Source organism: Corynebacterium heidelbergense (assembly GCF_028609845.1).
Classification (GTDB): Bacteria; Actinomycetota; Actinomycetes; order Mycobacteriales; family Mycobacteriaceae; genus Corynebacterium; species Corynebacterium heidelbergense.
On sequence record NZ_CP063191.1, the window covers coordinates 785,496 to 803,979 of the forward strand.

General features: G+C 63.9%; 15 protein-coding genes. 9 read left to right on the forward strand and 6 right to left on the reverse strand.

The genetic code is table 11. The annotated features are described in order from the left end of the window. Positions 1-8 precede the first annotated feature (8 nt). Together CHEID_RS03480 and CHEID_RS03485 are read left to right on the forward strand one after the other, a co-directional pair. Positions 9-770 (forward strand): isoprenyl transferase, encoded by a 762-nt coding sequence (locus tag CHEID_RS03480; RefSeq protein ID WP_420536395.1) that lies wholly within the window; start codon positions 9-11, stop codon positions 768-770. Between the two features lie 61 nt (positions 771-831). Then, positions 832-1,911 (forward strand): VIT1/CCC1 transporter family protein, encoded by a 1,080-nt coding sequence (locus CHEID_RS03485; RefSeq protein WP_112768872.1) that lies wholly within the window; start codon positions 832-834, stop codon positions 1,909-1,911. A 50-nt stretch (positions 1,912-1,961) separates the two neighbouring features. Here the strand turns inward: CHEID_RS03485 and CHEID_RS03490 are convergent, their stop codons facing one another. Both CHEID_RS03490 and CHEID_RS03495 read right to left on the reverse strand, forming a co-directional pair. Beyond that, the gene (locus CHEID_RS03490; RefSeq protein WP_112768865.1) at positions 1,962-2,384 is read right to left on the reverse strand and encodes a Fur family transcriptional regulator; all 423 of its coding nucleotides are present in this window, start codon (positions 2,382-2,384) and stop codon (positions 1,962-1,964) included. A gap of 692 nt (positions 2,385-3,076) precedes the next feature. Then, positions 3,077-3,232 (reverse strand): hypothetical protein, encoded by a 156-nt coding sequence (locus CHEID_RS03495; protein WP_181645864.1) that lies wholly within the window; start codon positions 3,230-3,232, stop codon positions 3,077-3,079. Between the two features lie 477 nt (positions 3,233-3,709). Here CHEID_RS03495 and CHEID_RS03500 point away from each other — a divergent pair, with 477 nt between their 5' ends. Both CHEID_RS03500 and CHEID_RS03505 read left to right on the forward strand, forming a co-directional pair. Then, positions 3,710-5,089, forward strand: coding sequence for a glycine--tRNA ligase (locus CHEID_RS03500; protein ID WP_112768867.1), 1,380 nt, complete (start codon positions 3,710-3,712; stop codon positions 5,087-5,089). A 75-nt stretch (positions 5,090-5,164) separates the two neighbouring features. Further along, positions 5,165-5,638: a hypothetical protein gene (locus CHEID_RS03505; RefSeq protein WP_238599234.1), complete on the forward strand. Its 474-nt coding sequence runs from the start codon at positions 5,165-5,167 to the stop codon at positions 5,636-5,638. Between the two features lie 169 nt (positions 5,639-5,807). Here the strand turns inward: CHEID_RS03505 and CHEID_RS03510 are convergent, their stop codons facing one another. Continuing rightward, positions 5,808-7,823, reverse strand: coding sequence for a TPM domain-containing protein (locus CHEID_RS03510; protein WP_273661263.1), 2,016 nt, complete (start codon positions 7,821-7,823; stop codon positions 5,808-5,810). 306 nt (positions 7,824-8,129) lie between these two features. Between CHEID_RS03510 and CHEID_RS03515 the strand changes: the two genes are divergently transcribed. After that, on the forward strand, positions 8,130-8,741 hold the full coding sequence (locus CHEID_RS03515) for a YdcF family protein (protein ID WP_238599371.1): 612 nt from the start codon (positions 8,130-8,132) through the stop codon (positions 8,739-8,741). 10 nt (positions 8,742-8,751) lie between these two features. Further along, complete coding sequence (locus tag CHEID_RS03520) at positions 8,752-10,098, forward strand: deoxyguanosinetriphosphate triphosphohydrolase (RefSeq protein ID WP_273661265.1); 1,347 nt, start codon at positions 8,752-8,754, stop codon at positions 10,096-10,098. On the opposite strand, the gene CHEID_RS03525 is transcribed toward CHEID_RS03520, so the two are convergent. Together CHEID_RS03525 and CHEID_RS03530 are read right to left on the reverse strand one after the other, a co-directional pair. After that, on the reverse strand, positions 10,095-10,565 hold the full coding sequence (locus tag CHEID_RS03525) for a guanyl-specific ribonuclease (protein ID WP_112769916.1): 471 nt from the start codon (positions 10,563-10,565) through the stop codon (positions 10,095-10,097). The genes CHEID_RS03520 and CHEID_RS03525 overlap by 4 nt on opposite strands. 26 nt (positions 10,566-10,591) lie before the next feature. Continuing rightward, on the reverse strand, positions 10,592-12,373 hold the full coding sequence (locus CHEID_RS03530; protein WP_112769917.1) for an FAD-dependent oxidoreductase: 1,782 nt from the start codon (positions 12,371-12,373) through the stop codon (positions 10,592-10,594). A 175-nt stretch (positions 12,374-12,548) separates the two neighbouring features. On the opposite strand from CHEID_RS03530, the gene dnaG reads away from it, so the two are divergent. The 3 genes from dnaG to CHEID_RS03545 all read left to right on the forward strand — a co-directional run bounded on the left by dnaG (position 12,549) and on the right by CHEID_RS03545 (position 17,745). Then, positions 12,549-14,504, forward strand: coding sequence for a DNA primase (dnaG, locus tag CHEID_RS03535; protein WP_273661266.1), 1,956 nt, complete (start codon positions 12,549-12,551; stop codon positions 14,502-14,504). Between the two features lie 926 nt (positions 14,505-15,430). After that, entirely contained in the window at positions 15,431-15,997 is a 567-nt protein-coding gene (locus CHEID_RS03540; RefSeq protein ID WP_146743879.1) for a hypothetical protein, read from the forward strand. A 242-nt stretch (positions 15,998-16,239) separates the two neighbouring features. Beyond that, positions 16,240-17,745 carry a hypothetical protein gene (locus tag CHEID_RS03545; protein ID WP_146743880.1) on the forward strand — a complete coding sequence of 502 codons (1,506 nt, stop codon included), beginning with the start codon at positions 16,240-16,242 and terminating at the stop codon, positions 17,743-17,745. A 327-nt stretch (positions 17,746-18,072) separates the two neighbouring features. Here CHEID_RS03545 and CHEID_RS03550 read toward each other — a convergent pair whose 3' ends face one another. Next, the gene (locus CHEID_RS03550; protein ID WP_112769921.1) at positions 18,073-18,387 is read right to left on the reverse strand and encodes a hypothetical protein; all 315 of its coding nucleotides are present in this window, start codon (positions 18,385-18,387) and stop codon (positions 18,073-18,075) included. Positions 18,388-18,484 lie beyond the last annotated feature (97 nt).

Below are 18,484 nucleotides of genomic sequence, written 5' to 3' on the forward strand. Positions count from 1 at the left end.
ATGTGACCATCCCCGAAACCCCACCCACGCCGACCGGCCCCAGCCGTGAGGAGATCCCGGTACCCCTGCGGCCGCGCCACATAGCCATCGTCATGGACGGCAACGGCAGATGGGCCCAGGAGCGGGGGCTGCCGCGCACAGAGGGCCACCGGCGCGGGGAAAAAGTGCTGCTCTCCCTAGTGGAGGAATGCCTTGCCATGGGCGTGGAGGCGCTGAGCGCCTACGCCTTCTCTACGGAGAACTGGCGCCGGTCCACGGAGGAAGTGCGGTTCCTTATGGGCTTCAACCGGGATGTGCTTCGCCGCCAGCGCGACTACCTGGATAGCCTCGGGGTGCGCATCCGCTGGGCCGGACGGCGCCCGCGGTTGTGGCGCTCGGTGATCACGGAGCTGGAGCGGGCGGAGCAACAGACCCGTAACAACACAAAGATGACCTTGTACATGTGTGTGAACTATGGGGGCCGGGCAGAAATTGTGGATGCGGCCCGGCACCTGGCCGAAGATGTTCGCTCTGGGAAGGTGGCGGCCCGCAGCATTTCAGAGGATCTGTTCGCTAGCTATCTGGACGAGCCGGACATGCCCGACGTGGACCTTTTCCTGCGTCCTTCTGGAGAGCAAAGGACGAGCAACTTCCTGCCCTGGCAGTCCGTGTACGCGGAGATGGTGTACCAGGATGTGTTGTTCCCGGATTATCGGCCGGAGCATCTGCGCGCCGCGATGTTGGAGTTTGCGCGGCGGGATCGGCGGTTCGGCGGTTATGGGAAGAAGTGACCACGGCTGGCTTGCGGGCCCGCAGGAAAGCGCAGGGGAGTAGGCAGCTATGAGCGAGCAGATGCACCGGTCGGAGCCGACGCGGCGGCAGATCAACCGCTGGCGCCAGTACCTGGCCAACGAACGCGCCGAGGGTGCCTTGTACCGGGAGATCGCGCGCAAGCGCACCGGGGAGGAACGGGAAATCCTGCTGTCCATCGCCGAGGCGGAGTCCCGCCACGAGGCCTACTGGCGCAATCGGTTGGGGGAGCATGTTGGCCTGCCCCGGAAGGCGTCTCTGGGGACCCGGATGATGGCATGGATGGCCAAGCGGTTCGGTACCTTCTTCGTTTTGGCGCTCATGCAGTCGGCGGAGGCGCGGAACAAATATGTTGATGATGTGGACGCCAGCGACCAGATCGCAGCCGATGAGGCCATCCATGCCGAGATTGTCCGCGGGCTGGCGGCGCGGGGGCGGGCGCGGATGTCCGGGGACTTCAGGGCGGCAGTCTTCGGTGCTAACGACGGGCTCGTGAGCAACCTGGCGCTGGTGTTGGGCATGGTGGGGTCCGGGGCCTCCGCGCATGTTGTTTTGGTCACGGGTTTGGCCGGGTTGCTGGCCGGCGCACTGTCGATGGCGGCTGGGGAGTATGTCTCCGTGACCTCCCAGCAAGAGCTGTTGGCCGCAAACCGGCCGGACCCCGAGGCGGCGGGGGCGTTGCCGAAGCTCGACGTTCAGGCCAACGAGCTGGAGCTAGTGTACCGGGCGCGGGGGATGACGCCGGAGGATGCTCAGCTCAAAGCACAACGCGCCTTCGAGGCGATCCGGGAGCGGGAGGAGGCTGCCGAGGGTGCAATCGATGTTGAACCTCGGGAGGAGGACCACGGAGGTTCTGGGCTGTCCGCGGCGCTCTCCAGTTTCCTCTGTTTTGGTGTGGGTGCTTTGATTCCGGTGCTGCCCTACATCTTCGGGGCCTCCGGGGCAGTGGCGGCCTGGATCGCTGGCGTGTTGGTCTCCCTGGCTCTGCTGTTCACGGGGGCCACGGTCGGGCTGCTGTCCGGGGTGGCGCCGGGCAAGAGGGCGCTGCGTCAGCTCCTCATCGGCATCGGTGCGGCCGGGGTGACCTTCGGGCTGGGGTCCATCTTCAACGTCAGCGTCTAGGGGACCCAGCCAAACGGGGGAGTGTCACCACCGGCATGCAGGAGCGTTCGCTACCGACTGCGGCAGTCCTGGCACAGACCGAAGATCTCCGCAGTGTGACCGGTCTTCTCGAAGCCGTGGGCCGCGGCGGTATCTTGAGCCCACTGCTCCACGGGCCCCCCGTCGATCTCCACGGTGCGCCGACACGAGGTGCACACCAGGTGGTGGTGGTGGGTGTCCGTGGCACAGCTGCGGTAGAGGGTTTCCCCCGAGTCGTCGTGGAGGGTGTCTATAACCCCCATCTCGTGTAACTGCTGCAGGGTCCGATACACGGTGGTGAGCCCCACCTTTTGTCCACGGTTAGTGAGCCGCAGGTGGATGTCCTGAGCGCTGGCGAACTCCACTACCTCATCGAGGACATCCACTACAGCAGCCCGTTGGCGGGTGTTGCGTTGGCCGATCTTGATGTTTCGCTTTGGGGTGGTGGCTGGCATAAAACCTTCGTTTCAAGTTTCCCGGGGGAGGGGCGATCGATGGTCCTGAGGAGCCCGACGGGCTGTCTCATGCAAGAACCGACGGGCTGGTGCGCGCGGGAGGTGCTGCGGGGGGGGGATGTCGTCCCCAAGTGAAGTGTGAGGTGGGAGCCTCACACGGTCGCACTGGGCATCGCGTTCCGGTTTCGATCTTAACCCCGTCACGTACTGATTTTCAATAAAGTTTCAATAAGATCTGGCGTTTCTTCTACGAGATGCGCCGTCCATACGTCGGTCGCTCCTCCGGGAACAAAGAGTGTGAACGTGTGCGACCGCAGCGGCCTGCGACACGCACGGCCCCGATGCCTCCACCCGCTACAATCCGTGCAGCTCACAGCGCATTCGGAGAACATACACTAAGGAAATTTGACACTCTCCGTCTAACCCGATTACATTCGGCATAGTTCCTCAGGGACGGCGTAATCCCCCCCCTCGCTCGTCCCAACTACGAGGAACAGGCCCCATTCACTTCGGTGAACAGCGTGGCCGGGACCTGCGGTCAACCCCCCCCTATCCGCAGGTCCTTTTTTATGCTTAAGTCAAGCTGCGGAACAGCGCCTCAACTGGCGAACAGATTCGTTCGAACAGCGTCGTTCTTGCGAACGACCCTGGGGCCGCAGATCGGGCTGAAACACGCTTTCGGGTGCGGGGGTCTAGCCGCCGTGGTGCGCGAGAAGTTCGAGGATCACGACGAAGCCGCCCAAGGTGCCCTCGGTGCCGAGAATCAGAGGCCGCTGCCACCAGGTCAATGGCAGTCTGCGTACCGCGAAATAGCCGGAGAGAACCAGGGTGGTCAAGGCGAGGGCCACACACGTACAGGGCATGAGGAACACTGACCAACTGAAACACCGCGGCCAGGAGCACGGCGAGAACTGGAGTGATCGTGGACAGGGAAGCGAGTGATATCGCATCCTGCATGGCGATCTCGGGGCGGCCCAGCCACCTCTGGTGGGCAACGAGATGGGCTATCAGTTCCGCCGTGAACACGGCCGCACTCGCCGACGGCGGATGGGCACCCAAGGCCAAGCACGCCGCGAGAGTTGTAAACGCGATATAGATGCGCTCCTTCAGCAGATCGACGCGAAGTGCCCCGGCATCGCCCCGGTAGTTGCGGCTCAACCACCCATGCCAGCGGCTGCTGCCAGTGGGCGGGGAGGTGCTGGGTGCGCGGTTGTTGGTGGCGTCGTTCATAAACCCCAAGTGTCCCGCGAAGGAGCGCCGGGAGCACTGCGGTTAGGATGTAGGGGATATTCGAACAGCAGCAACCGACAGGAGAAATGCTGACAATGGCCGGCACCATCGACGCAGTAGTCAACCTAGCCAAACGACGCGGGTTGGTGTTCCCGTGCGGCGAGATCTATGGCGGAACGAGGTCCGCCTGGGACTACGGGCCATTGGGCGTTGAGCTGAAGGAAAACGTCAAGCGGCAATGGTGGCGGCACATGGTGACCGCTCGACGCGACGTAGTGGGGCTGGACAGCTCCGTTATCTTGCCCAAGCGGGTTTGGGAAGTATCCGGGCACGTAGAAGTGTTCACGGATCCTCTGGTGGAATCCCTCTACACCCACAAGCGCTACCGGGCCGATCACCTACTGGAGGCCTACGAGGAAAAGCACGGGCACCCCCCGGCAAACGGCCTGGCGGACATCAAAGACCCCGAAACCGGCCAGCCCGGCAAATGGACGGAACCACGCGCGTTCTCCGGCCTGCTCAAGACTTTCCTAGGACCCGTGGACGATGAGGAAGGCCTGCACTACCTGCGCCCGGAAACCGCCCAGGGCATCTTCACGAACTTCAAAAACGTGATGACCACCGCCCGGCAGAAGCCCCCCTTCGGCATTGCGCAGGTGGGCAAATCCTTCCGCAACGAGATTACGCCAGGCAACTTTATCTTCCGCACGCGCGAATTTGAGCAAATGGAGATGGAGTTCTTCGTTAAGCCCGGCGAGGACGAGCAATGGCACCAGTACTGGATCGATAACCGGCACCAGTGGTACATCGACCTGGGCATCAGTCCGGAGAACCTGCGCCTATACGAACACCCCCAGGAGAAGCTGTCCCACTACTCCAAGCGGACCGTTGACGTGGAATATGCCTTCGGTTTCCAGAACTCCAAGTGGGGCGAGCTGGAGGGCGTGGCCAACCGCACCGACTACGACCTGTCGGTGCACGCGAAGGGATCCGGGGAAGACCTCAGTTACTTCGACCAGGAAGCCAACGAGCGCTGGACGCCCTACGTCATCGAACCCGCAGCCGGACTTGGGCGCGCGATGATGGCCTTCCTCGTCGATGCTTACCACGAGGAGGAAGCCCCCAATGCCAAAGGCGGCACCGATAAGCGCACCGTGCTGCGCCTCGACCGCCGCTTGGCTCCCGTGAAAGTTGCCGTGCTTCCGTTGTCCAAGAAGGACACCCTGATCCCCACCGCGGAGAAGGTGGCCGAGGAACTACGCGGGCTGTGGAACGTGGACTACGACACCTCCGGGGCCATCGGCCGGCGCTACCGACGGCAGGACGAGATCGGAACGCCCTTCTGCGTCACAGTGGATTTCGACTCGCTCGAGGACAATGCCGTTACCGTCCGGGAGCGCGACAGCATGCAGCAGGAGCGGGTCAGCCTGGACCAATTGCAGAGCTACCTGGCGACGCGATTGGCTGGGTGCTAAGTGAACTCCGATATCCGCTGGGCCCTACCCTCCGACGGTCACACCTTTCCCATTTATGCCGGACCCGTAAAAGACATGGACCGCGTCGCCGAGTTTGCCGACGAGCGGGGGGTGCAGCACATTTACTTCGGGGGCGACATGTGGCGGTTGCACTGCGATGACGGGCCGGAGGCAAGCGCGGAGACGGCCACCGGGACGTGGCGTGCGACCGCCGACAAAGACAAGTTCCGCAACGCTGAGCACGTACGGGTGGAGGCGGATCGCCATGTCATCACCATTACGGCGGAGAGCTCCCGGAATTTCGTCATGGATATCGACGGGGATAAGGCGGGGCAGTTCACCAGTGCCGGACGAGGGCTGCGGAACCTGCACGTGGAGTTCGAGGGGCCTGGGGAGAAATTGCCTCTCGACGTGCAGATCTTCGTTTCCTGGGTCGCGCGGCGCTGCATGGAGACCCGCATGGTTCGGTCCACCTGGATGTGGACTTTGCTCATGCTGCTGTTCATCCCCATCGCCATCCTCTACTGGATGGGGTTGCTGCCGCAGTAGGGGGGTTTGGGGGTGGGTGTTGGCGCGTGGTGGTTGGTCGCACGGCCGGGGTTTTTACCGGTTTTGTGTCGGGTTCCGGGGGTTTATTGGCATGAGAGCGGTAAGAACGCGGTGGGTAGGGGGGGCCGAGCCGCGGAGGGCCGCGAAGGGGGGCCGACCGCAGCGGGTCCTAGAAGGAGGCCGAGTCGCTCCCGCCCCCGAAGTCACCGCCACCGTCGAAACCGCCGCCGTCGCCCCCACCGAAGCCGCCCCCGAATCCTCCGCCGAAACCGCCAAATCCGCCGTTGCCGCTGAGCAATGAGCCCAGCACCATGCCGGTGATGAGGTTGCCCCCGCCGAATCCGCCGCCAAACCCGCCGCCGCCGAAGCCGCCCCCGTAACCACCGCCGTAGTAATTGTTGCGGCGGGAGAACTCCTCCATGTCGTGCTCGACTAGTTGGGTGGCCTCCCGGGCAAGCTGACTGGCGCTCTGTGCATGGGCCAGGGCTGCCTTCGGGTCAGCAGCCCGCACCTGCGCGGCAGCGTCCAACTGTGCGCGCGCCGACTGGGCGGCAGTTCGGGCGTCCACACCGATCATGCTGCCGCGGGTGTGGATAGTGGATTCCACTGCCCTGATGTACTGATCGACGTCGGACAGGGTCCTATCGACCATTTCGATGGTGCGCCGATAGTCGTTGTCGGCCCCGCGAGCCTCATCGAGCTCCACGTCTAGGGCACTGTCCGCCTCCAGCAGAGCCGAGTAGCTGCCCAATGGGTCGGTATCACCGGACTGGCGGGCCTTGGCCACGGCCTTCTTCGCCGCGGTCGCGGCGTCGCTCAGCCCCTTGCGGTCGATGTCTGCCTGACCCGCCAGCAACCCCTCGGCCTCCCGGATCTCATCCTCGACCTCAGCAATGAGTGCGGTGAGGTTTGTTCGCGCGGCAGAAAGGCGTTCCTCCGCGTGCTCCACGGCGGTGAGCAGCGAGTCGGCCTGCCCCAGGGCCATGCGGGCTGCGCTGATGGCGTCCACCAGCCCGGCCTGCTGCCCTGCTGGCTTCGCCGCGAGTTCCCGCCCGTGGCCCACGGCCTCCTCAGCCGCATCCACGCTCGCCTTGGCGATAGCCGGATTGTCCGCGATCGACTTGACCTGCTGTTCACCCAGACGCTGCTTGAGCTGCTCCAAGGTGTGCTCGGCTGGAGCGATCCGGGCCCGGGCGTCCACAATTCGCTGGGTGAGCTCCCCGAGCAGCTTGGGTGCATCGATCAGCTCCCGACGCAATGCAGAGAAATTCTCTGCCTCCCCATTGAGCTGCTCGTCGGCGGAACCGCAGGTGGAGATGATGTCCACGAGGAGTTGCCGCACCTCGTTTTCGTCTCGGTGGGGGTCGATGCGCAGCTGCTGGTGAATACCGTGGGCCCGATTGAGCGCCTCCCGGGAGTGCTGTACGGCGCGGGCCAAGCTGCGGGTTCGCTCGCTGCCGAATTCCTCTTGGGCGGTTGCGTACTCCTGCTCGCCCTTGCGGATCGATTCGTCCGTGCTCTGGAGCTCGTCCTGGGCGAGTTTCCACAACACGGGGGTGGGTTGCCGGGCCAGGTCATCCGTTGCCGTGGGGGAGAGCGACTTGGCTGCCTCGAACTGCTGCGTCTCGCGCTCCTTGCGACGGCGCTTGGACCACCAGAAGGCCCCGGCCCCGCCACCGACGACAGCCACGCCGGCTGCCCCCATCCACCCGAGAGTTGCGGGATCCGTCTTTTTCGCCACCTTCCGCGCAGCGGCTTGGGCACCGGCGTTGAAGTCGTCGTCGGCGAACTTCTTTACAGCGGCATCTTTAATCTCACCGGCAGTCGTCTTGGAGACCGATGCGCCCCAATCGGTGCCGACCCGTCGATCTTGGGTGCCGGTGACCAGGACCATCGTGTTGTTCGTGCGCACCTGGCTGCGCAACTGCTGCGCGTAAGCCACTGGATTTTCGGTGGGAATGCTGGGCACGAAGACGATGTAGAGCTTGATGTTGCTCTTGGACACTCCTTGCCGGAGCATCCCGGCGATCTCGTCTCGTTCGCTGGGGGAGAGCACCTTGGATTTGTCCACCACTTGGCTGTCCAACCGGACGTCGGTGGCCGTCGCGGTTCCCTGTGCCAGCGTAGTCGCCGCCGTGGTCCCCTGTGCCAGCGTGGTGGCCGTCGCGGTTTCCTGTGCCAGCATTGCGGCCGTACCCCTCGGAATCGGTGCCGTCTCCGCCGCAGTGGCCAGAGGCATTCCATTTGCGACGCCGGGTCCGACCAACCCCAGGCCCAATCCGAGCCCCATCCCAAGGATCACAGTCGAGGCGACCCTGGCGGCGGTGGCCGCTGTGAGTCGAGGTGACGGGGGCTTGGCTGGCGCGCTGCGTTTCATGGGCACCACCATAACCGAACTGCCTGACCGCCTTTGTCCCACTGGTGTCGTATGGTTTGTCCCATGTCTGTTGGGCGGGTCCTGCGATTGGCTGTTCAAGGAGTCGGTTACGTGGTGGCCGGCACGTTGGTGCTGGGGCTGCTTCTGCCGGTGGCGACCGCGACCCACGTTTGGGCTCACGCGCGCGGAGACGATCGGGCCCCCGTGGACACGATCTTCGTTCTAGGGGCCGCTCAGTACGACGGGGTCCCCAGCAATTGGTTGGCGTCCCGGCTCAACCATGCTGCCGAGTTGTACAAGCAGGGGATTGCACCGGTCATCGTCACCGTCGGGGGAGCTGCGGACGGCGACCGTTTCACCGAGGCGCAGGCGGGGAAGAACTACCTCGTCCAGGACCTCGGGGTGCCGGACAGTGCGGTGGTGGAGGTCAACTCGGGGCGGGACACCCTGACTTCCGCGCGGGACTTCGCCGAGGTGGCCAAGCAGAACGGCTGGTCCAGCACCGTGGTGGTGACCGATCCTGCACACAGCCTGCGAGCCCAGCAGATGGTCCGGGACCAGGGCCTGCGGGCGGGCAGCTCTCCGACGAGGCAGGGGCCCAGCGTGGCGACGCGCAGCGAGCAGATCTCCGGGATCGTTCGGGAAACGGGGGGCATGTTGTACTACCAAGTTGTGGAGCGCCCGGGGTTATTCGGCCGAGGATTGTCCTCAGCCGGCAATGCCTAGGCTGGTAGTCATGCCGGAGATGTACGTCTACTCGGAACACGAGCTCGCGCGGCGCAGCCCCGTGGCCCCCAAGACCTTGGGCTTGCCCGGTTCCGTGCGTGATGGCCGGGACGATTTCGATCGAGATCGCGCCCGCGTGCTGCATTCCGCCGCTTTGCGTCGCCTTGCGGACAAGACGCAGGTCGTGGGGCCAGGGTCCGGGGACACCCCCCGTACCCGATTGACCCATTCTCTTGAGGTTGCCCAGATCTCCCGGGGGATTGGAAAAACTTTGGGCGTGGACCCGGATCTGGCGGAGCTTGCGGGTCTAAGCCACGACATTGGGCACCCCCCGTACGGACACAATGGGGAGCGGGCCCTCGACGCCGCGGCGCAGAAAGCCGGTGGCTTCGAAGGTAATGCCCAAACCCTGCGGATCCTCACCCGCCTGGAGCCGAAGACGCTGGTCGCAGTTGGCAACGCACCGGGCCTCGGCAGTGCGGCGGGGGTTGGCAGCACGCCGGGCGCCGGGGACACCGTGCAGTCCTTCGGGCTCAATCTCACCCGGGCGAGCATCGACGCGGCCTGCAAGTACCCGTGGGGTCCCCTGGCGGAGGACGGTTCCAAGCGGCGGAAGTACTCGGCCTATCAGGATGATCTGCCGGTGCTGCTCTGGGCCCGGGAGGGTGCCCCGGAGGGGCGGAAATGCCTGGAGGCGCAGATCATGGACTGGTCCGACGACGTCGCCTATTCGGTCCACGACGTGGAGGACGGAATTCTCTCCGGCCGGATCACCTTGGATGTTTTGTGGGATCTCGTGGAGCTGGCGGCGTTGGCCCACAAGGGTGCGGCTTTGTTCGGGGGCGATCCCGAATCGCTTCTGGACGCCGCTGCCCGGTTGCGGGATATGCCCCTGGTGGCCCGTGCAGCCGACTTCCGGGGATCACTGCAGGACATGGTGGCGCTGAAGGCGATGACTTCCGAGCTGGTGAGCAGGTTCGTCACGGCCGCTGTAACCGGTACCCGCCGCGCCTTCGGCCCGGGGGCGCTGGGCCGCTATGCCGCAGATCTCGTTGTGCCAGAGGATGTCGTGGCGGAAGTTACCCTGCTGAAGTCCGTCGCGGTGTTGTACGTCATGGATGAGCAGCGCCACCTGGCGGAACAAGAACGCCAGCGCGACCGTATCTTCCGGGTCACGGAGTACCTGTGGCAAGGGGGCTCCGGGGCCCTGGACCCCATGTTCCGGCCGTGGTTCGAGGCCGCGAGTTCCGATCCGGAAAAGCTGCGCGTCGTGGTGGACCAGGTGGCTTCGCTCACCGAGGCGCGGTTGGAGCGGCTGGACAGATACGCCAGCGGCGTGAGCGTGGCGTGGGCCTAAGACCGCTGTTCGGCGTCCGGGATGGTACAGAAGCTTTGGTAGTGGTCGGGGGAGTAGTACCACACGTCCGGATCCGTTTTGCTGCCCCCGCCCACGACAATGCGGCGTTCCCCGCGGCTTTTCTTCCCCGGGGTCTTCACCGTGTACTCCCGGTAGTAGTTGCCAGGCTTCTCGGGTAGCAGGTGTTCGTAATTGCCGAAGTGCTTGCCATCGGCTTCGCCGTCGTCCGGCGGAGCGCCGGTGAGGATGTCCCGGGCCTGTTTTGCCGCCTCCGGCGGTAGCGAATTGAGGGTGCAGGTCTCGGACGCCGACTTAGCACCGCTGCTGCTCGGGGATGAATGCTCGCCGTCACCGTTGAAGGCCTGGTAACCCAGGCCCGCCGCTGCTGCAAGCACTGCTGCAGCCAGAGCCACGGATGTGCGGCGGGAGGGGGCCGATGGGCGGGGCCGACGGTCGCGCTGGGACATGCCCGCAATTGTGTCACATTGGACTGCTACACCCGCACGGGCGTGATGGGCAGCCGGAGCGCGCCGGGTGCGCTGGTCGGAACCACGGGATGCTTCGGCGCGACCGGTTCAATCCGCTGGTAGGGAAGCTGCTGGGCGGGTCGCGGGTCAACCTCCCCCTTATTGGGCCACATTGCGGCAGCGCGCTCAGCGTTGGCCGTGATGGACAGGGAGGGGTTCACTCCCGGGTTTGCCGAGATGGCAGAGCCGTCCGTGATGTGCAAGGTGGGGTACCCCCACGCTCGGTGGTAAGGGTCCACCACACCGTGATCCGGGGAGCTGGAAATTGCACAGCCACCGAGGAAGTGAGCGGTTAGTGGGATGTCGAACACCTCCCCCCAGGTGCCACCGGCAATCCCATTGTTCATCAGGGCCGCGAGGTGGCGGGTGGCGTCGTTACCCTCCTTGATCCATGAGGGATTCGGCTCCCCCGTACCCTGACGGGACAACAGCACCCGGAACGGGCCGATCCTCTTGAGATACGTGGTCAGCGAATTGTCCCGCGTTTGCATGACCAGGTTGATCACGGTCCGCTGCGACCACTTATTCAGTTTGAACAATCGGGGAATGTCCTTGCGCTGGAGCGCGACCTGGCGCAAGAACTCTAGGAACCTCGGCCGTAGCTTGTCGCCGTCCGTCATGAGCGTCTGCAGTAGCGCCATGGAATTGGAGCCCTTGCCGTAGCGGACGGGCTCGATGTGGGTATCCGGCGCCGGGAAATAGGAGGAGGTGATCGCCACGCCCTCCGAGTAATCGTTGTTTGGATCCACGTGCTCCACGTTGGCTCCCAACAGCGCCTCCGAGTTGGTGCGGGTCATCGTGCCCAGGGCGTCGGAAAGGTGGGCAAGGTTGCCATTGTGCTTCTGGCGGTGCAGGAGGTTTTGGGTGCCCCACGCCCCGGCGGCCACCACGACGTGGTCTGCAGTGAAGATCCGGCTGGGGCGCTGGCCCCAGGGCAAGGAAGGGCCGGTGCGGCGTGTATGGACCTCCCAGGATCCATCTGCCTGAGGCTTGAGCTCCGTCACGCTGGTGCGGTCGAAGACCTTCGCGCCACCCCGTTCGGCCAGGTAGAGGTAGTTCTTCAGGAGAGTGTTCTTGGCGCCGTGGCGGCATCCGGTCATGCACTCGCCGCACTCGTGGCAAGCGGTGCGATCGGGGCCGACCCCACCGAAGTACGGGTCCGAAACCGTTTGCCCGGGTTCACCCTTCAACCCGGCCTTGGCACCGAAGAACACGCCAACCGGGGCGAGCCGGAAGGTATGGCCCACGCCCATTTTCTCGGCGACCCTCTTGGACAGCTTGTCCGCCGGGGTCATGGTGGGGTTCTGCACCACGCCAAGCATGCGGCGGGCTTGGTCGTAGTAGGGCTCCAACTCCGCCGACCAATCAGTGATGTGGGCCCACTGGCGGTCCTCGAAGTAGTCCCGCTCCGGCTTGTACAGGGTGTTGGCGTAGTTCAGGGATCCGCCGCCCACACCCGCCCCGGCGAGAATCATGACGTTGTTGAGAAGGTGGATCCGTTGGATTCCGAACATTCCGAGCTGCGGGGCCCAGAGAAAATCCTTGAGGTGCCAACTGTTCTTCGCGAAGTCCTTATCAGCGAAGCGCCGGCCGGCCTCGAGAACGCCGACAGAGTACCCCTTCTCCGTTAGGCGCAGGGCGGTGACGGAACCCCCGAAGCCGGATCCGACGACGATCACGTCGAAATGGGTGGGTGCGTCCGCACCGGAGTGGGCGGAGGGGCTGCTGTCTGGGCGCTGGGTGGCCATGGGGGATCGTTCCTTTCCGGTCGATGGCGGCCTCCGGTGGGGTGGGGCCGGGATGAGGTGGAGCGGGGCCGTGTTGAGCTGGGGCCCGAAACGTTTCTAAGCTAAACAAAATCTACCGGCGGTGGAGCGGTTTTCGGGACAAATTGGTTATGACCGGCTGTACTAGCATGTGGTCATGGCAAAGGGACGCATCCCGGAACGGGACATCGAGGCGATCCGGGAACGCACCCCGATCGAAGAGGTGGTGGGGGAATACGTCCAGCTCAAGCCTGCGGGCGCCGATTCGATGAAGGGGCTTAGCCCCTTCAAAGACGAAAAAACGCCCTCCTTCCACGTGCGCCCCAACAAGGGTTATTTCCACTGCTTCTCCACGGGGGAGGGAGGGGACGTGTTCAGCTTCCTCATGAAGATGGAGCACGTCACCTTCCCGGAGGCGGTGGAGCAGTGCGCCGAGCGGGTCGGCTATCGCATCAGCTACGAGGGTGGGGGTCCTGGGAACCGCGAGGAGCCGGGCACTCGTCAACGGCTGGTGGCCGCGAACAAGGCGGCTTTCGAGTTCTACCGGGAGCAGTATGACGGCTCTGAGGAAGGGGCCGAGGTGGCCCGGGCTTTCCTGGCGGATCGCGGTTTCAGCGCCGAACATGCCGCCACATTCGGCTGCGGTTACGCCCCGGGGGGATGGGACAAGTTAACCAAGCACCTGCAGCGCAAAGGCTTCAACTTCAAAGAGTTGGAGGCGGCGGGGCTGTCCAAAATGGGGAAGAGGGGGCCGATTGATCGCTTTCACCGGCGGCTAATGTGGCCCATCCGCAATGTCGCCGGCGATGTCATTGGGTTTGGTGCTCGGAAGTTGTTTGAGGACGACAAACTGGGCAAATACATGAACACGCCGGACACGATGCTCTATCACAAGTCCCGGGTGCTGTTCGGGATCGATTTGGCGAAGCGGGAAATTGCGAGCTCCCACCAGGCCGTCGTGGTGGAGGGGTATACGGACGTGATGGCACTGCACGCCGCGGGGGTCAAGACGGCGGTGGCGGCCTGCGGTACGGCTTTCGGCGGGGATCACCTGCAGATTTTGCGGCGGTTCATGCTGGATGATCAATTCTTCCGCGGGGAGATCATCTACACCTTCGATGGTGATGAGGCAGGGCAGAAAGCGGCGATGCGGGCATTCGAGGGCGACCAGAGTTTCGCCGGTAGGTCTTATGTCTCGGTCGCACCGGGCGGGGAGGATCCGTGCGATATTCGGATGAACCGGGGGGATGCTGCTGTCCGAGAGCTCGTGGCCGCGCGTCTGCCTATGTTTGAATTCGTTATTCGTTCCGTTATCGCTCAGTACGATACGGCGAGTGTCGATGGCCGCCTGCAGGCATTTCGGCGGGCCGTGCCGGTGTTGGCGGGGATTCGTGATGAAGCGTTGCGCGATGAGTATGCGCGTCAGGCGGCCGGCTGGATTGGGTGGCAGCAGGAAAACGAGCTGGTAGCGGCGGTGCGCGAGGAGGGCAGGAAAGGCCCTGCGGTACCCCGGAATCTGGAGTTTAAGCGGGGGTCCGCGCAGTCCGTCGGAGCCGGGGGAACCGATTCGCGCGAAGGTGTGCCCGGGAAACCCGCCCTGCGGGCGGTGAGTGGAATGGAGCGGCCCGATCCATCGGACGAGTATTTGGACCGTCCAAGGCAGGTACTCAAGCTGGGTTTGCAGGAGCCGGAGTTAGTCGGGGCGATGTTGGATTACATGCCGCCCGAGAGTTTTGTTCATCCGACCTACGTTGCCGTTGCGCGAGCAATTGAGGAATGCGGCGGAGCTGCCCAATCCGATGGTGGTCCTGCGTGGATCGATGCGGTGGGTAATCATCTTGCGGACGCCATGGGCAGGGCGGTCGTGTCAGAACTCGCAGTGGAAGACATTCCCTGTGACCCGGACCGTTTAAAACCATATGCCAAAGCGATTATGGCCAGTATGCAGGAACGTTGGGTGGGCAATGAGGTCGCGGATTTGAAATCCCGGCTTGGCCGCATGCGTGCCGATATGCAAACGGAGGAATACCACGCCCTTTTTGCAGACCTCGTGGCACTGGAGAAATACCGTCGTTCGCTGGAGGCGCAGGCCGCTGAGTACGGGGGATTTTAAGTCAAGCGCGTTTGTCGGTTTTTGAAGGGTGTTGCGGGCCGGGAAACCTGGACGGATTCGATAGTGCGGGTTTAATCGCGCGTGGTTTTGGTGACTACTGCTCGCGCTGGCTACGAAGGTGCCTCTGGCCCCTCGAGAGGGCTGGGGTCAGGCCCGGATCGGGTTGCCGCGAAGGGGTTTGGGGATCGGCTTCGGAGTGGTTTTCCACAGTTTTCAGACCAATTTTCGGCGAAATTTTTGGCCTGCCGCACAGGCTCTATGGGCCTCTGAACAGTACATTTGGGATCGGGAACCCTACGAAAGTTGCTTGCAGTCTGTGAGCAAGCTGTCTCTTGCCCGGCACATCCCTGGCTCGTGCGCTACGTTGTGTGAGGAAACCGTTCGGAACGGCGTCGCAAACGGCGGCGCCGGAGTAGGAGAGCTTGGGGGTCAGGAGTGAAACGGGGGAGTTCACAGTGGGGACAGCAGCCCAACAGTGGAGGTTTTGGGACACCTCCGGAGACGTTGGCGCGGATGTGTCCACGACGGGCCGGCAAGTTTAAGGGGCGCCCGCACGGGGAGGACGGCGCGTCCCGGAGTGGTGTCCGGTGGGAGGGTCGATCGCGCGTCTGGACCTACTCGGCTCCGCGGTCTACGCGTTGGATGCACGTTGGTTTACGGGAGCGCAATGGGGGAGGTTCCCCGGCGTGAGGTGTCTGCGTTCGCGGGTAATCCGCGCTGTGTGTGCCGCTGCGGTGGTCGGGTTCTCCGCCGCCGCGAGTGGGTGTGGTGTGGGTGAACTTTTGGTGAACTCGCGAACCGTTCAGGCGGACGCGGAGTCTAAGAACATCGAGGGTGTTGCCGGGGAGGCTCGTACACCGGGGATGCCTGCCCGACCAGTGACCACTAGTGATGGGAGGATGCTGCGCCCCGAGGGGCATCGGGGCATGTGGTTTGAGACGGAGCCGACCGATCCGTGGGATCAGGCGGTGTGGCGTTCGCAGAAATTCGTGGGCGACCCGCTGGAGCTTCCCACGCTGGGTCCGGGAACTGCTGAGGAGCCGTTCCACGGCAAGCCGGATATCTGCAGTGCACCGTTGAGTGAACGCTTGGATTCAATCGGGATCGAGAGGACTAAGGCTTTCAATGGTGCGCAGTTAGTCAGTGATCACCATTATTACATGTGTGTTTACTCAATCAAGGAGCAGGTCTCCAAGGTTGCTTGGCCGGGTGGATTCAGCCTCACTCACCAGTCTTTCGACAAGAGCACTCTACGAGACGATGTGCGGATTGACGACATCCGGGCCAGAAAGGCTCCAACGCTGCCTGGAAACGGAGTTTCGCTGAGTGATCCGAAGCTCGACTTAAAATGTGCGTATGCCGAAAACTTCGACGAACTCAACGCGACCTCAATGGTGGATTATATGAAGTTCGAAGCTGCTTTGGGTTCGGATGAACCATGCAGTCCTGTCGTTAGTATGTATCAGCTCATCTACAACACAAGGGGGAAATGATGCTAGAGCTGCAACCTATGGAACTAGCCGGGGCTGTCAGGGGCCTAGGCGCAACCGCCACCTCTCTTGGTGGTGGGGTCGCGGGGGAGGCACCGCTCGAAACCTACACCTCATCACCTGCACTGTCACTAGCGTTCGCGCAACACGGTTCCTTCTGGAGTGGGCAACCGGGGTCTGCCTGTGCCGTCATTGATGCTTTGAGTAGGGATGTCAGTTGGGCCAGTAAAGCGCTGCAATCCCACGTGAGCGCGATGATCGCCCAGGATTCTTCCTCCGCAGCCTCCCTTTCCAAGTTGCAATGTGAAGCGGGGGATGTGGTGGTGAACGGCGAATGCACCTCCGTGATGGATTTGCGCAACCCGTTCCAGATAACGAACCTCGCTTACGCCCCAGTCGTCCCTGTCGTCGAAGCCTCTACACCTTTGGACGCGCTCTTGGTGATGTTCAGCGGTTCCGATGCGGCCCCGCTTGCAGCAGCAGCGCGTTGGGACCAGGCAGCCGAGAGTATTACGGCCGCCATGGACCACCTAGGCCGCGTGTCGGGGGATGTAGCAGCCGCCGCCGAAGGGATCTCATTCGACGCGGCGCGCCAAGCTCTTGCGGACATCACCTCGTCTGGGCGCATTCTCGCAGCCAACGCTTCCATCATGGCCGCCAACGCTCGCGTCTTCCCCGAGGTTCGAGCCACCAACCTAGCCGCGCTAGAAGCGATCAAGGTTTCCCTGGCGGGCATCACTGAGCCTGCCGAGAAGGTTGCAGCCGAGCAAGCTGCCGTCGTCACCTTCGTGTCCACTCAGCTCGGGCCCTCGCTAGACCTCCTCACGCCGCCGGTCGTGAACCTTGGGGTCCCTGTGCTCGGGCACACCGGAGGCGGAGCCTTCGATACTTCGGGCCCAGCCACCAACTGCGGGCAAGTAGTTATCACGTCGCCAACCTCCGCCCAAGGCGTAGCAGCAGCTCAATCGGGGGCAACCCACGTAGCACAACCAGTTAACGCGGCCCCGGCCACCGCTAACCAGGCGCCCGTCGCCCCTGCTGCCGGGGGCATCCAGCCGGTCTCCGCCCCAGGCGGTGGGACCCCGCAGCCCACCGCCGGGGCGGGCGTGGCACCAGCGACACCCGCCGGAGCGGGAATCGGACCTGTCGGCACAGCTCCTGCACTGTCCAACAGTGGCCTGAACGCGCAGAACGCTGGCGGCACGGGCTCCGGTGTTCACACACCGGGAACCCCGGCAGCGGGGACCTACGGGGCCATCGGCGGGACCGCAACCGGGGCCAACAACACCGGGACCGGGCGTGGGCTCACGGGCAACCCGGTGGGGGCCGGGTCAAGTGTCGGAACCGGTGCCGGTATAGGGGCCGGCACTGGCCGGGGATACACGGGCAACTCCGTTACCCCCGGTCCCGGCCGCCCGGGACGGGTCACGCAACCACTACTGCCCAAGGCGGTAGTGGACGCCGACGCCCGAGCCAAGGCTGGCGTAGGCGGCCAGGCCATCGGTGGTCACACCACCGGCGGCCGGGCAGGCGCCGCGGCTGGCGGAGGTAAATCCCGCGGGGGAATGTTCGGTGGGCTCCACGGCGCGCTGGGGGGCGCAGCCGGAGCCAAAAACACCGGGCGTTCCCGCCGCTCCAACAAGGCTTCGACCGGGGGCTTTGTCGGAGCAAACGAGTACGGAGTTGAGGAGTACTACCGGAGGGAATACCTGGGGCAGAAACCCCGAACCGTCCGGCCAGTGATCCGATAAATTCCGCTCGCTCAAAAACGGGCTGGTGGTGGCGTTATAGGGGGCGTCACTATCAGCCCACAGGAAGGGGATTGGTGTAATAGGGGGCATCAATCCCCTTCCGCTATTTCCGCCGTCAATTGTTCCTACCAGCCGGGAGAAGCGTCATACCTCGGCAGCTGATAGCGGCGGCCGCACTACGGCCACAACCTGCAACGTCTTCCCCATGACGATCTATTAACATCAGAAGATGTACTAGCCACCCGAGCTGATCAAGCGGTTAGCCACCCGTTCAAACGGTTAGCCGCCCGCGCCTGTTGCGCGCCGCGCGACAACCGAGCTCGCGACCTACCGGCCGAACCTCCGCCGACCAGATCCACCGCGGTCCACCCGATCGTTCGGGTGCTCCGTATCCGCCTCCACGATCGTTGTGCCATCCCGTAAAGCCGACCGGGAAGAATCACTGAGATCCCGCACCTCGTGCATCCGCGGATCCGGGTCCAGCCGGTTGGCCAAGGCCTTCCGCCCCGTGCGCAAGGCCGCTTTCGTGATGTCCGAATTTACCGCCGTCTGATACCCCCTGCGGATCTGCTCATAGCGGCGTCGACCTGCTTTGGTCCCCATCAGGTAACCAGCAGCGGCCCCGGCAACAAACTGAATCATGGCGTCTCCAGACGGATCAATGAACGTGCGTGCCCACTATAGCGCCGCGCCCCCACCCCATGCCCCACCGCATTAAAAGACATCCATTATCAATAAA

Coding starts and splice junctions, on each gene's coding strand:
- CHEID_RS03485 (WP_112768872.1), top strand. CDS start 832: ATGCACCGGTCGGAGCCGACGCGGCGGCAGATCAACCGCTGGCGCCAG.
- CHEID_RS03490 (WP_112768865.1), bottom strand. CDS start 2,384: ATGCCAGCCACCACCCCAAAGCGAAACATCAAGATCGGCCAACGCAAC.
- CHEID_RS03500 (WP_112768867.1), top strand. CDS start 3,710: ATGGCCGGCACCATCGACGCAGTAGTCAACCTAGCCAAACGACGCGGG.
- CHEID_RS03505 (WP_238599234.1), top strand. CDS start 5,165: ATGGACCGCGTCGCCGAGTTTGCCGACGAGCGGGGGGTGCAGCACATT.
- CHEID_RS03510 (WP_273661263.1), bottom strand. CDS start 7,823: ATGCTGGCACAGGAAACCGCGACGGCCACCACGCTGGCACAGGGGACC.
- CHEID_RS03520 (WP_273661265.1), top strand. CDS start 8,752: ATGCCGGAGATGTACGTCTACTCGGAACACGAGCTCGCGCGGCGCAGC.
- CHEID_RS03525 (WP_112769916.1), bottom strand. CDS start 10,565: ATGTCCCAGCGCGACCGTCGGCCCCGCCCATCGGCCCCCTCCCGCCGC.
- CHEID_RS03530 (WP_112769917.1), bottom strand. CDS start 12,373: ATGGCCACCCAGCGCCCAGACAGCAGCCCCTCCGCCCACTCCGGTGCG.
- dnaG (WP_273661266.1), top strand. CDS start 12,549: ATGGCAAAGGGACGCATCCCGGAACGGGACATCGAGGCGATCCGGGAA.
- CHEID_RS03540 (WP_146743879.1), top strand. CDS start 15,431: ATGTGGTTTGAGACGGAGCCGACCGATCCGTGGGATCAGGCGGTGTGG.
- CHEID_RS03550 (WP_112769921.1), bottom strand. CDS start 18,387: ATGATTCAGTTTGTTGCCGGGGCCGCTGCTGGTTACCTGATGGGGACC.